The 13,527-nt window shown below is 69.0% G+C and carries 8 protein-coding genes and 1 pseudogene; 4 read left to right on the top strand and 5 right to left on the bottom strand.

The genetic code is table 11. The features are described from left to right. The 4 genes and pseudogenes from BJF85_RS28065 to BJF85_RS17945 all read right to left on the bottom strand — a co-directional run. Positions 1–208, bottom strand: a 208-nt coding sequence (locus BJF85_RS28065; RefSeq protein WP_158056985.1) for a hypothetical protein, incomplete at its 3' end; no start/stop codon positions are given. A gap of 762 nt (positions 209–970) precedes the next feature. After that, positions 971–3,453 (bottom strand): annotated as a pseudogene (locus BJF85_RS17955) (DNA topoisomerase (ATP-hydrolyzing) subunit A). Positions 3,454–3,477: 24 nt separating this feature from the next. Then, positions 3,478–5,544 carry a type IIA DNA topoisomerase subunit B gene (locus tag BJF85_RS17950; protein ID WP_075849203.1) on the bottom strand — a complete coding sequence of 689 codons (2,067 nt, stop codon included), beginning with the start codon at positions 5,542–5,544 and terminating at the stop codon, positions 3,478–3,480. 232 nt (positions 5,545–5,776) lie between these two features. After that, entirely contained in the window at positions 5,777–6,835 is a 1,059-nt protein-coding gene (locus BJF85_RS17945) for a DNA polymerase IV (RefSeq protein WP_083666514.1), read from the bottom strand. Between the two features lie 337 nt (positions 6,836–7,172). Between BJF85_RS17945 and BJF85_RS17940 the strand changes: the two genes are divergently transcribed. The 4 genes from BJF85_RS17940 (at position 7,173) to BJF85_RS17925 (ending at position 11,813) form a co-directional block, all read left to right on the top strand. Further along, on the top strand, positions 7,173–7,511 hold the full coding sequence (locus BJF85_RS17940) for a WhiB family transcriptional regulator (RefSeq protein WP_083666513.1): 339 nt from the start codon (positions 7,173–7,175) through the stop codon (positions 7,509–7,511). 483 nt (positions 7,512–7,994) lie between these two features. Then, a complete protein-coding gene (locus BJF85_RS17935) occupies positions 7,995–8,732 on the top strand; it encodes a bifunctional 2-polyprenyl-6-hydroxyphenol methylase/3-demethylubiquinol 3-O-methyltransferase UbiG (protein WP_075849200.1) in 738 nt (245 codons plus the stop codon). A 213-nt stretch (positions 8,733–8,945) separates the two neighbouring features. Further along, positions 8,946–10,271: a rhodanese-like domain-containing protein gene (locus tag BJF85_RS17930; protein WP_075849198.1), complete on the top strand. Its 1,326-nt coding sequence runs from the start codon at positions 8,946–8,948 to the stop codon at positions 10,269–10,271. A gap of 237 nt (positions 10,272–10,508) precedes the next feature. Then, a complete protein-coding gene (locus tag BJF85_RS17925; RefSeq protein WP_075849196.1) occupies positions 10,509–11,813 on the top strand; it encodes a hypothetical protein in 1,305 nt (434 codons plus the stop codon). A gap of 80 nt (positions 11,814–11,893) precedes the next feature. Here the strand turns inward: BJF85_RS17925 and katG are convergent, their stop codons facing one another. Beyond that, positions 11,894–13,498 (bottom strand): catalase/peroxidase HPI, encoded by a 1,605-nt coding sequence (katG, locus tag BJF85_RS17920; RefSeq protein ID WP_369822211.1) that lies wholly within the window; start codon positions 13,496–13,498, stop codon positions 11,894–11,896. Positions 13,499–13,527 lie beyond the last annotated feature (29 nt).

Genomic DNA, 13,527 nt, shown 5'->3' with positions numbered 1-13,527 from the left:
CGTGGGCCATGCGCGCAGCGGCGGTCTCAGCACCGGGGTCAACCTGCTTGACGATCTGCGACGCATGCCAAGCCATATTCCGAGGCTGCCACGCAGTAATCGACAACCGAGAAAGCTTCTCCTCCAACAGCCGATCAACCTCAAGCACATCGGAATCCGAGATCGGCGCAACAGTATTCAACACCCGCTCGGCGCCATACCGATCCACCTACCCTTCCCGCATAGCGGAAAGCAACCGAGGCATCCGATAAGTCAACGCCAAAGCGGTATGAATCCGATCCAAAACCCCCTGAGGTGACAGTCGCAGCTCAGGCGCCAACGCCTCAGCCAACCACCGCCGCTCCACCGAATCCGACGACGCGCCGTCATCGAGCGAAGCAAGAAACTCCACCTCAGCAGCATCAGCCCGAGCCCGCAGCGCAAGCACCCCGCGAGCCCGATCAACGATCCCCTCAACATCTGTCACGCAACCAACGTTACCGAACAATTGATCGACACGAAACACCCACAAGTATGACAAAGAACCACTACACAACGTGACCTAAAAGTCCACGAGAAACGCTAACCGCCGAAGCGAAGCAAGGCAACCCCGCCGCCCCAGACCCCCACACCCACAAATCCGCCCCCGTGAAGTGTCATCCCGTCGACCTAAACAGCAACCATCACACTGCAGTCAGGGCGCAACCAACCCCAAACAGGACCCAAGAAACAAACCCTTGCGCCCTGACTGCAGTGTGATACCCCAAACCGAGGTCGACGGGATGACACTTCACCAGGGGCAAAGCCGCCCCAACATCCCGGAGACCTGCCCAGCCGGCGAGGCGCCCTCACCCCCAAAGCAACAACACCGCGGCGTGAGGTGCCAACACAGCGACGCGAACTGCTGACACGGCGTCGTGAGGTGCTGACACGGCACCAAACCCGCCCCGCACCCACGCCGGGCCTACGCTCCCTTAACCCACCCCGGGCCTCAATCCCGTTCGATGCGGTGGCCGATGACGTCGGGGCCGGGTGGGTGGAGCCGGATCCGTCGCGGCGTGTTTCGACCTCGGGGAGTTCGACGGGGTCGCCCTTGGTGGAGGCGGCGGCGGGGCGGGGTCCGATCCAGGCGATGGCGACGGCGTCCTCGCCCTTGAGGAAGCGGTGCGCCCGGACACCGACGGTCGCACGCCCCTTGGCGGGGTATTCGGCGAACGGTGTCACCTTGACGGATTCGCCGGTGGCGGTGACGACGAAGGGTTCGCCGTGTTCGTCGTCGTCGGTGCGTACGGCACCGAAGAACACGATCTCGGCGTCGCCGGACAGTTTCGCGCCGGCCATGCCTCCGCCCTTGAGTCCTTGTGGCCGGACGAGCGATGCCGGGTAGCGCAGCAGGTTGGCGGCGGAGCTGACGAACGCGAGCTCCTCCTCGCCGTCGGTGAGCCAGGTGGCGCCGACGACCTCGTCGCCGTCCTTGAGGTTGATGAGGTCGAATTCCTCGGAGCGGACGGGCCAGTCGGGGGCGCACACCTTCACGACGCCGGCCTTGGTGCCGAGCGCGAGGCCGGGTGAGTCGCCGATGTGGTCGCCCAGTGGGGCGAGTCCGACGACCCGCTCCCCCTTGGCGAGGGACACGAGTTCCTTCGCGGCCATGCCGCCGCGCAGGGACACGGTGCCGCTCTGTTCGGGCAGTACGGGCAACGGCAGGACGTCGACCTTGAACGCCCGGCCCGCGCTGGTGACGAGCAGCACCTGGCCGCGCGCGGTCGTGCGCACCACGGCCTGCACGGCGTCGTGTTTGACGCGGCCGTTGCGGCGCCGGGATTCCTGCGCCTCCTCCGATTCGGCGGCCGTGCGGGCGACGAGTCCGGTGGCGGACAGCACGACGTGACACGGGTCGTCGGCGACCTCGAGCGGGCCGGCCGGCTTGGAGGCGGCGAGCACCTCCTTGAGGTCGCCGTCGATGAGGGCCGTGCGCCGTTCGGTCGGGAAGTCCTTGGCGATCTTGGCCAGTTCGGCCGAGACGACCTTCTTGAGTTCCTTCTCGTCGTCGAGGATCTTCGACAGTTCGGCGATCTCGGCGCGGAGCTTCTCGTCCTCCTGCTCGAGGTCGAGCTTGTCGTACTTGGTGAGCCGCCGCAGCGGGGTGTCCAAAATGTACGACGCCTGGATCGCGGTGAGCTCGAACCGCTTCATCAGGCCTTCCTTGGCGGCCTGGGCGTTGTCGCTCTGCCGGATCAGCTTGATGACCTTGTCGATGTCGACGAGCGCCTTGAGCAGACCCTCGACGAGGTGGAGCCGTTCCTCACGCTTGCGCCTGCGGTAGCGGGTGCGCCGCGTGACGACGTCGTAGCGGTGCTGCAGGAACACCTCGAGCAGCGGTTTGAGGCCGAGCGTCTGCGGCTTGCCGTCGACGAGCACGAGGTTGTTGATGCCGAACGACTGCTCGAGCGGGGTGAGCCGGTACAGGTCGGCCAGCAGCGCCTGCGGGTTCACGCCCACCTTGCACTCGATGACCAGGCGGGTGCCGTTCTCGCGGTCGGTGAGGTCCTTGACGTCGGCGATGCCGGTGAGCCGTTTGGTCTTGTTGACCTCGTCGGTGATGCGTTCGATGACCTTCTCCGGCCCGACGCCGTAGGGCAGTTCGGTGACCGTGATGCCCTGGCGCCTGCTGCCCTCGATGGGCCCGGTCTCGACGGCGGCGCGCATGCGCACGACACCGCGGCCGGTTTCGTAGGCCTTGCGCACCTGGTCGAGGCCGAGGAGCTGGCCGCCGGTGGGCAGGTCGGGCCCGGGGATGAACTCCATGAGCTTGTCGAGCGTGGCGTTCGGGTGGTTGATCAGCCAGCGCGCGGCGGCGATGACCTCGCTGAGGTTGTGCGGGATCATGTTCGTCGCCATGCCGACGGCGATGCCGGACGTGCCGTTGACGAGCAGGTTCGGGAACGACGCGGGCAGCACGGTCGGTTCGAGCAGTTCGCCGTCGTAGTTGGCACGCAGGTCGACGGTCTCCTCGCCGAGCTCGCCGACGAGCAGCATCGCCTCGGGCGACATGCGCGCCTCGGTGTACCGGCTCGCGGCGGGGCCGTCGTCCGGGCTGCCGAAGTTGCCGTGCCCGTCGACGAGCGGGGCGTTCATGGAGAAGTCCTGCGCGAGGCGGACCATGGCGTCGTAGATCGCCGCGTCGCCGTGCGGGTGGTACTTGCCCATGACGTCACCGACGACCCGCGACGACTTCACGTACGCGTGGTCGGGCCGGTAGCCGTTCTCGTTCATGGAGAACAGGATCCGGCGGTGCACGGGCTTGAGTCCGTCGCGCGCGTCGGGCAGGGCGCGGGAGTGGATGACCGAGTAGGCGTACTCCAGGTAGGAGTCCTCGATCTCGGTCGCGAGCGCGTTGTCGTAGACCTGGGCGCCGGCCTGGTCGAACGCGGCCGGATCGACGCGGGTCGTCGGGTTCTTACGGCGTGCCATCGTGTTCTCCGGCTTTCTGTCGGACTAGATGTCGATCGCGGCGGTGTCGACGCGTTCGGACGAGGAGACGAGCCAGTTGCGGCGCGGTTCGACCTTCTCGCCCATGAGGAGTTCGAGCGCGGCCTCGGCGGCGTCGGCGTCGTCGATGGAGATTCTGCGCACCGCGCGCGTCGCCGGGTTCATCGTGGTGTCCCACAGCTCGTCGGCATCCATCTCACCGAGACCCTTGAAGCGGGGCACGGGTTTCTTGATGCTCTTGCCCTTCGCCTCGAGTTCGGCGACCTTCGCCTGCATCTCGCGGTCGGTGAAGGTGTAGAACGTCTCCTCGTTCTTGCCCTTGGTGACCACCTTGTACAGCGGCGGCATCGCGGCGTACAGCCGGCCCTCCTCGATGACCGGCCGCATGTAGCGGGCGAACAGCGTGATCAGCAGGGTGCGGATGTGCGAACCGTCCACATCGGCGTCGGCCATCAGGATCACGCGGCCGTAGCGCAGCGCCGACATGTCGAAGGTACGGCCGGTGCCGGCGCCGAGCACCTGCACGATCGAGGAAATCTCCGCGTTCTTCAACGCCTCCCCGAGACCGGCCTTCTGCACGTTGAGGATCTTGCCCCGCAACGGCAACAACGCCTGGTACTCCGACACCCGAGCACTTCGCGCTGAGCCGAGGGCGCTGTCGCCCTCCACGAGAAACAGCTCGCTGCGGGCGATGCCCGTGGCGCGGCAGTCGACCAGTTTCGGCGGCATGGCCGCACCCTCGAGGGCCGTCTTGCGGCGGGCGGCGTCCTTCTGCTGCTTCTGCGCGATCCGCACGCGCGAGGCGTCGACGATCTTCTGCAGGACCGTCTTGGCCTCGGACTTGGTCTTGCGGTTGTCGGTCCACTCCCGCAGCTGTTTGTCCACAATGCCCTGAATCACCCTGGTGATGCCGGCCGTGGACAGCTCGTCCTTCGTCTGCGACGTGAACTGCGGCTCCGGGATGCGGACGTGGATGACCGCCGTCATGCCCTCGGTGATGTCGTCGAGGGTCGGCGGGTCCTCCTTGGGCTTGAGCAGGCCGCGTGTGCGGGAGATGGCGTCCTGCAACGACTTCGTCAATGCCCGCTCGAAACCCTTGCGGTGCGTACCGCCGTGCACGTTGCGGATGGTGTTGGAGAAACACTCGATGGTGCGCTCGTAGCCGGTGCCCCACCGCAGCGCGACCTCGACCTCCGCGCGGCGTTCCACATTGGACTGCATGACGCCGTTCTCGTCGGCGGCGTTCTCCTTGTACGTGCCCTCGCCGGTGATGGCGATGGTGCCGCTCACCGCGCGGTCCCCGGTGGGCGCGAGGTACTCGACCATGTCGGTCAGGCCGTTCGGATAGTGGAAGGTCTCTTCCTCGATCTCGCCGACCTCGCCGTCGGTCGCGCGCCGCAGGACGTAGGTGACGCCCGGCACGAGGAACGCCGTGTGCTGCAGCTTCGTACGCACCTGCTCGACGTCGAGCTCGGCGCCCTTCTCGAAGTAGCGCGCGTCGTACCAGTACCGGATCGCCGTGCCGGTGGACTCGCCGCGCTTCATCTTGCGCGCCACGCGCAGTCCCGACTGCGGCGTGAACTTCGCCTTCGGGCCCGAACCGTCGAACACGCCGGGAACGCCGCGGGCGAACGACATCTCGTGCACCTTGCCGCCGCGGCGCACCGTGACGTCGAACCGCAGCGCCAGCGCGTTCACCGCCGACGCGCCGACACCGTGCAGACCGCCGGAGGCCTTGTAGCCGGAGCCGCCGAACTTGCCGCCCGCGTGCAGTCGCGTGAGGACCAGCTCGACGCCGGAGATCCCCGACTTGGCGTGCTTGTCGGTGGGGATGCCGCGGCCGTCGTCCTCCACCTCGACACTGCCGTCGGCGTGCAGCGTGACCACGACCCGCTCGGCGTGGCCCGCGACACCCTCGTCGGTCGAGTTGTCGACGATCTCGGAGAACAGGTGGTTGACGCCGCGGCTGTCGGTCGACCCGATGTACATGCCGGGCCGCTTCCGAACCGCTTCCAGTCCCTCGAGGTGGGTCAGGTCATCGGCCCCGTACAGGGTCTCGGCCGAAGCAGTCACAGGGTCGTCTCTCCCGGTCTCGTGATGCGGTGTTGCCGGCGGGCGCGCACGTGGCGAGCGGCCGCCTGCGCCGGGCGTGCTCACCGACCCGGCTCCGAAGGCACCGTAGTGCAGCGTATCCGCATGGTCGGACATTCCCGCGCACGTATCGGCCGCGGATCATAACGATGCCGCGCACCGCGGGGTCGGTTGTGACTCAACTCATTCCCCACCGGCGCGCTCAACCGGCCCGTCAGCCATGCCCGTCGGCGCCGCCCTCGGCCGGGGGTTCGAACTCGGCGCGTACCCCGAGCAGGCGCACCGGACGGTCGAGGTCGAACCGTCCGAGCGCCTCCAGCGCGGCCCGTTCGAGCTGATCGGCCGCGCTGGTCGGCGCGGACAGCGTCGTGCTACGGGTCTGGGTGACGAACGGGGCGAAGCGCACCTTCACCGCCACCCTGGCCGCGGGCCGTCCCTCGGCGACGACGTCGGCCGCGACCCGCCGGGCGAGCTCGGCCACGGCCTCGTCGAGGTCGGCCCGGTCGGTGAGGTTCTGCTGGAAGGTCGTCTCGCGGCTGCGCGACTTCGGCACGTACGGCATGGCCGTGACGTCACGGTCGCCCCAGCCGTGGGCCAGGACACGGAAGAACGGCCCCATCGTCGGACCGAACCGCGCGGCGAGGACGTCGCGATCCGCCGCCGCGAGTGCACCGACCGTGCTGATTCCCAGTTCGGCGAGTTTCTTCGTGGTGCGCCCGCCGATCCCCCACAACGCGTCCGGCGGCCGGTGCGCCATCGCCGGCATCCATTCGCGTTCGGTGATCCGGTGGACGCCCCCGGGTTTGGCGAATCCGGTGGCGGTCTTGGCGCGCAGTTTGTTGTCGCCGATCCCGACGGAACATTCGAGTCCCGTGCGTTCCCGAACGACCTCGCGAACCCGCCGCGCGAGCGCTTCCGGATCGTCGGTGTCGGTGCCGAGAAACGCCTCGTCCCAGCCGACGACCTCGACCACGACGGGCAGTTCCCGCAATACCGCCATGACCCGTTCGGACACCTCTTCGTAGGTGGGGTTGTCCGCGGGCAGGAACACCGCGTCCGGGCAGGCGCGTTGCGCGGTGCGCAGCGGCATTCCGGAGTGCACGCCGAATTCCCGCGCCTCGTACGACGCGGTGGCCACGACGCCGCGCTGGGTCGGGTCGCCCTTTCCGCCGACGACGACGGGCTTGCCCCGCAGTTCCGGGTGCCGGGCCATCTCGACGGCCGCGAGGAACTGGTCGAGATCGACGTGCAGTATCCACTCCACGTCGGTCAGTATGCGCCGCCGCGGCCGAACGGCAAGCGCCTAACCGAAATGCCGGCCGGGCGTACAGGTTTATGTGGCGCGCACGTCACTGTGTCGGACGTCGCGCGAATGGGGAGGCTTCGTCGGAACACGGAACGGGTAGCTCTACGTTGTTCCAGTTGCTCGCTGATTGCGGCGCACATCCTCGTGTCCAATCACCCCGTTCCCCATGTCCCTTCCGACCCTGCGTTCCGCGCGCCCGGATCGGGACATGCGGGCCGACGCGTGCCCACAACCGCATGCGCCGGCCGGAACACCACCTACGACCAGCGAGCCGACCCACGCCGCGAAAGGAGGGCGGCAGACCATGACCACATTCGACCTGACTTCCGAAACCGTGACGTCCGATCTGCAGACTTCGGACCGAACCCCGGACCTCGGATGGGTGGAGGACGCCGCCTGCCGCGACGTCGACCCCGAGCTGTTCTTCCCGATCTCCGACCGGGGCCCGGGCGCCCAGCAGGCGGCCGAGGCGAAGGCCATCTGCGGCCGCTGTCCCGTGCGGGACCGTTGTCTGAGCTACGCGCTCGACGCGGGCCTGGACTTCGGCATCTTCGGCGGCCTGACCCAGGAGGAGCGCCGGGAACTGACCCGCCGGCGCCGGACCGCCGACTCCGAGAGCTCCACCGGGGCCGGCGCGGCCTGACGCGCCGCGACCGACGTGCCGGGCCGACGGGTGTTGATCCCCCGCATCACCCGCCGGCTCGACCCGCCGTCCCGCCGCGCAGGACGACGACCGAACTCCCCCAATTGAGGGAATCGTCCGGATATGCGCCGTTTCGCATGCGCCGCGGGATTGACCTCCGCACATCGATCCGTGTTGCATATATGCATGCATAAAGCGCGGACATAGCGTACGCCTCGCGACGTGCGCTGCGATTTCGCCCACATCGACACTGCGTAGGTATTCGTAACATATGCGCATCAACCTGAGTCATGTTCGATAACGCCGGTGCTTTACGGTAGATGCCTCGAACAGTCATCAGCGCGTGCAGAGACAACGCGTGAACAGCAGGCACAAGCCCAGGCGCTGGGGTCGGATGCGCTGTAGGTGCCGCCACGGCGGCGTCGTCACCCGATCAGCCGCACAAGCCCACCCCCGGGGTCCGGCAAACCGGAAGGGGCACGTTTGACACAGCAGGTCACGGGACAGGACGGCCAGGGTGCCTTCGCGGCCGCAACGGGCCGCAGCCTCGAGAGCGACAACGCCAAGCCCCAGTACATGGAGTACCAGCGGGAACTGATCCGTCCGTACGCCGGACGGTCGATTCTCGAGATCGGCGCGGGCGACGGCGAGTTCGTCTCCGGGTACCACGACGCCGAGCGCTACGTGGTCACCGACGTGGACCCCGAAGCCGTGCAGCAGATGAAGGTCCGCTTCGCCGACCGCACGGACGTCGAGGTCCAGCAGTTCGACGGCGACGGCACCGCCCGCCTCGACGACCCGGTCGAGACGCTGCTGGCGATCAACGTGCTCGAGCACATCGAGGACGACGCGGGCGCGCTGCGCAGCCTGTCGAAGTCGGTGACGCCGGGCGGCAAGGTCATCATGTTCGTGCCCGCCTACATGCAGCTGTACGGCGAGTTCGACCGGATGGTCGGCCACTACCGCCGCTACACCCCGCGCACCGTGTCGGACGCCGCACGCCGCGCGGGCCTGTCGGTGGAGGTCGCGAAGCCGGTCAACTTCCTCGGCGCGTTCGCCTGGTGGGCCGCGGTCCGCAAGGGCGGCACGGGTTCGCCGAACCCGAAGCTGGTGTCGATCTACGACCGCTACATCGTTCCGGTCACCAAGGGCATCGAGAAGAACGTGCGCGTGCCGTTCGGCCAGTCGGTGCTGCTGGTCGCCCGCACGCCCACGGCGTGAGGCGCCGGAGCTCCCGCTGCGGCCCCGGTGCCGGCACCGACCTCGGTGCCGGCACCTAATTCACGGAGAGACGACAGCTTCCGCCATCGGCCGCTGCTAGCGTCGACAGAGTTGCAGGCGTGCCCGGCGGTTCGCCCGATCCGACCTCGCCGGGCCCGTCCCCGGACACGCCCGCCACGAGCGGGCGAACGTGAGCGGAGGGCCATCTCGCCGATGGAGATCATCACCATCGACACGCCGTCACTGGGCGACCGTAGTTACGTGGTGCACGACGGGCGGATCGCGTTCGCGGTGGACCCGCAACGCGACATCGACCGCGTGCTGGCGGTACTGGAGGACCGAGGCGTGCGGCTGGAGCACGTCTTCGAGACGCACATCCACAACGACTACGTGACGGGCGGCCTGGCCCTGGCGAGGCTGACCGGGGCCACCTACCACGTCAACGCCGACGATCCGGTCGGCTTCGAGCGCTCCCCCATCTCCGACGGCGACGTCGTCGACGTCGGATCGATGCGGGTGCGGGCGCTCGCCACACCCGGGCACACGTTCACGCACCTGTCGTACGCGGCCGCCGCCGACGGCGCCACGCCGGTCGTGTTCACCGGCGGTTCCCTGCTGTACGGCTCGACGGGCCGGCCGGACCTGCTCGGCCCCGAGCACACCGAGGACCTCGCGCACGCGCAGCACGCGTCCGCGCGCAGGCTCGCCGCCGAGCTCCCCGACGACACCCGCGTGCTGCCGACGCACGGTTTCGGCAGCTTCTGCTCCGCCACGCCCACCTCCGGCGACGAGTCGACGATCGGCAGGGAGAAGCAGGTCAACCCGGCGCTCACGGTCGACGAGCAGTCGTACGTCGAGTCGCTGATCGCGGGGCTCGACGTCTATCCGGCGTACTACGCCCACATGGCGCCCGCCAATCTGGCCGGGCCCGCCGAACCGGATCTGAGCCTGCCCGACCGGGCCGACGCCGCCGAGTTGCGCCGGCGTATCGACGCGGGCGAGTGGGTCGTCGACCTGCGCACCCGTACGGCGTTCGCCGCGGGACACGTGGCGGGCACCCTGAACTTCGGCATCGACGGCGGCTTCGCCACGTACCTCGGCTGGCTGCTGCCGTGGGGTACGCCGTTGACGCTGTTGGGCGAGACGGTCGAGCAGGTGGCCGAGGCCCAGCGGGAGCTGGTGCGGATCGGCGTCGACCGGCTCGAGGCGGCCGCGACCGGCAACGTGCGCGAGTGGGCGTTCGGCGGCGAGCTGCGCAGTTTCGAGACGGCGTGCTTCGCCGATCTGGCCCAGGTGCGCCATCACCGCCCGGTCGTCGTGCTCGACGTGCGCCGCCGGTCGGAATGGGACGAGGGGCATCTCGACGGCGCCGTGCACATCCCGCTGCACGAACTGCTCAACCGGATGGACGAGGTGCCCGACGGCGAGGTGTGGGTGCACTGCAAGTCCGGGTACCGGGCGGGCATCGCGGCCTCGCTGCTGGACGCCGCCGGCCGTCGCGTGGTGTCGATCAACGACGACTTCGCCGTCGCCGCGTGAGACGGATTCACCACTCGCACCCCTCCTGACCAGCACATTGTCACCCCGGTCCGACCGCGGTAGCGCCCGCCTCGGCAAGCTGCCGCCCATGCTGCCGCGTGACCTGGACGAGGCACTCCGCATCCACCTCGGCCTGTAGAGCTCCCCGGCCCCTCGGGTGTGCGCGGTTTATCGCGTACCGGACGGCGGGTATGCGCGACACCGTCGCACCCACCGATCCCGAGAGCAGGAACCGACGTGCCCGCGCCCAGCACCGAGTCCCGACCCGAGACCGAGTCCGAGTCCGAGTCCTCACCGGCGCCTGCCGACATCGTGCTCGGGCTCATCGCCGATCCCGACATGCCGGAGACGGTGGCGCGCCGGCTAGCCGAGACGCTGCCGGACGAGCTGGACGGCGACTGGCACATCGAGGTGGACGCCGATCCGGTGACCGCGACCCTGCGCGGCGCCGACGAGATCCTCGAACAGACCGTGGCGGTGTGTGACACCCGCGGGTGGACCTACGCCATCTGCATCACCGATCTGCCGGTGCGCTCGCCCGCGGGGCCGGTGGTCGCGGACATCGACAGGGATCGCGGCGTCGCAGTCGTGTCGGTTCCCGCCATGGGCGGGTTCCAGACCCGCCGCCGCGTCCACCGCGTGGTCCTGCAGGTACTCGAGGAACTGCGCACCACCCGCGACGAACCGGAACTCGAACCCGGGTCCGAACCGGACACTCCTCGCGGTCGGAGAGAACCCGCGAACTGCATGTCGTCCAAGCTGGCCCCGATCCGGCGTGAGGTGTCCACGTTCGACACGGGCGAACGCGACGTGCGCTACGTGACCCGAGGCCGGCGCGGCATGCTCCGGCTGACCGCCGGCATGGTGCGCACCAACCGGCCGTGGCGGCTGGTGTTCGGTCTGTCCCGCGCGCTGGCAGCCGCGGTGGCCACGAGCGCGTTCGGCCTGTCGTCGAGCACGATCTGGATGGTCGGCGACCAACTGGGCCTCGGGTTCAAGCTGCTGACGACCACGACGGCCGTGGCGACGCTGGTGTTCTGGCTGATCGCGGCCCACGACCTGTGGGAGCGCCGCTCCAACACCCGCGTCGACCCGCAGCTGGCGCGCCTGTACAACGCGTCCACATTGGCCACGCTCATCCTCGGCGTGCTGGTGCTGCAGTCGATCCTGTTCACCGTCAACTTCGCACTCGCCGGGCTGATCGTTCCGGCGTCGCTGCTGACGAGCATGCTCGGCGCCGAGGCGACCGTGGGCACGTACCTCAACGTCGCGTGGGCGTTCACCACGCTCGGCGGCATCGCCGGCGCGCTCGGCTCCAGCCTCGAATCCGACGCGGCCGTCCGCCAGGCCGCCTACGGCTACCGCGAGAGCCAACGCCGCAGTGCCCATCAGAACGACAGCGACCCTCAGGACGACGGCGGCCCTCAGGACGACGGCGCCGACCCGGACAGTGCCGACCACAGCGAGCGGGCCGAACAGCGCGACAGTTCCCACGGCGATTCCGCCGATCAGGACGCCAGGGCCGAGCCGGTCCGGGAATGACGACGGCCCGCCGCCGGAGGTGTTCCGGCGGCGGGCCGTCAACCGACTCGGGCCTCAGGCCCGAGGATCAGACCCGGTGATCAGGCCTGCACGTCGAACCGGTCGAGGTCCATGACCTTCGCCCACGCGGCGACGAAGTCCTTGACGAACTTCTCCTTCGCGTCGTCGGAGGCGTAGACCTCGGCGACCGCGCGCAGCTCGGAGTTCGAGCCGAACACGAGGTCGACGCGGCTGGCCGTGGCCTTCTGCTCGCCGGTCACGCGGTCCTTGCCGACGAACTCCTGGGCGTCCTCGTTCGTGGGCTCCCACTCGAGACCCATGTCGAGCAGGTTCACGAAGAAGTCGTTGGTCAGCACCTCGGGCGTCTCGGTGAACACGCCGTTGGTCGAACCCTGGTAGTTCGCACCCAGCACGCGCAGACCACCCACGAGGACGGTCATCTCCGGCGCGGTCAGGGTGAGCAGGTTGGCCCGGTCGATCAGCGCGTACTCGGCGGGCAGGACGGAGTCCTTGCCGTAGTAGTTGCGGAAACCGTCGTTCTTCGGCTCGAGGTACGAGAACGACTCGACGTCGGTCTGCTCGGCGGTCGCGTCGCCGCGGCCCGGCGTGAACGGCACCGTGATGTCGTGGCCGGCGGCCTTGGCCGCCTTCTCGACACCGACGACACCGGCCAGCACCACGACGTCGGCGAACGATGCCTTACCGGAGGCGGCGATCTCCTCCAGCTTGGCCAGCACCGGCTTGAGCTTGGCCGGCTCGTTGACCTCGAAGTCGACCTGCGGCTCCAGGCGGATACGGCCGCCGTTGGCACCGCCGCGCTTGTCGCTGCCGCGGAACGTCGATGCCGCGGCCCACGCGGTGGACACCAGCTCGGAGACCGACAGGCCGGAATCGGCGATCGCGGCCTTCAGCTCGGCGACCTCGGCCTCGGACGGCACGTGCGCCGGCTTCGGGATCGGGTCCTGCCAGAGCAGGTCCTCGGCCGGAACCTCGGGGCCGACGTAGAGGTCCTTGGGACCCATGTCGCGGTGCGTCAGCTTGAACCAGGCGCGGGCGAAGGCGTCGGCGAACTCCTCCGGGTTCTCCATGAAGCGGCGGGAGATCGGCTCGTAGATCGGGTCGGCCTTCAGCGCCAGGTCGGTGGTGAGCATGCTCGGGAAGCGGTTGAGCTCACCGGTCTCCGGGTCGGGCACCGTGTTGTTGGCGACGCCACCCGCCGGACGCCACTGCCAGCCGCCACCGGGGCCCTCGTAGAGCTCCCACTCGTAGGCGAACAGGTTGTGGAAGAACCAGCCGCTCCACTGGGTCGGCGTGGGGCTCCACGTGACCTCGAGACCGGAGGTGATCGCGTCGCGACCCTTACCGGTGCCGTAGCTGCTCTTCCAGCCCAGGCCCTGCAGCTCGAGCGGGGCGGCCTCGGGGTCGGGGCCGTTGTTCGAGTCGGGGGCGGCACCGTGGGTCTTGCCGAAGGTGTGTCCACCGGCGATGAGGGCGACGGTCTCCTCGTCGTTCATCGCCATGCGGCCGAACGTCTCGCGGATGTCGCGGGCGGCGGCCACCGGGTCCGGCTTGCCCTCGGGGCCTCCGGGTTGACGTAGATGAGGCCCATGTGGGTCGCGCCGAGCGGCTTCTCGAGCGTGCGGTCGTCCTCGCCGCCGGAGATGCGCTGGTCGCTGCCGAGCCACGTGGTCTCGGAGCCCCAGTACACGTCGTC

Origin of the sequence: Saccharomonospora sp. CUA-673, assembly GCF_001942305.1 — a bacterium.
Taxonomy (GTDB): Bacteria; Actinomycetota; Actinomycetes; order Mycobacteriales; family Pseudonocardiaceae; genus Prauserella.
Note: the sequence above shows the minus strand (reverse complement) of the source record. Positions and strands in the feature narration are given on the sequence as shown.